Genomic DNA, 223 nt, shown 5'->3' with positions numbered 1-223 from the left:
CCGACACAAGAGGAATTGCAGCACCGGGCGGAACGAGAAAAGCAGTACCGGATGTCACTGGCGACAAAAGCTATTGCGCCACTACAGGATGCTGCCGACTTAGATATGGCCTCGGATGAAGAAAAAAAGGCCTTAATTAACTGGCGTAAATATCGGGTATTGCTGAACCGGGTTAATTGCGCAATTGCCCCGGATATTGATTGGCCGGAGCAACCCAAATAAT

The 223-nt window shown here is 49.3% G+C and carries 1 protein-coding gene; it reads left to right on the top strand.

All coding sequences use genetic code 11. From position 1 onward, the window contains the following. The coding region (locus PSI23_RS23800) for a tail fiber assembly protein (RefSeq protein ID WP_273557106.1) at positions 1 to 222 on the top strand (222 nt) is incomplete at its 5' end. Position 223 lies beyond the last annotated feature (1 nt).

Origin of the sequence: Xenorhabdus yunnanensis (assembly GCF_028598805.1) — a bacterium.
In the GTDB taxonomy this organism is placed as follows: domain Bacteria; phylum Pseudomonadota; class Gammaproteobacteria; order Enterobacterales; family Enterobacteriaceae; genus Xenorhabdus; species Xenorhabdus yunnanensis.
The sequence above is the reverse complement of the archived record's forward strand: the minus strand, read 5'-3'. Positions and strand labels throughout refer to the sequence as shown.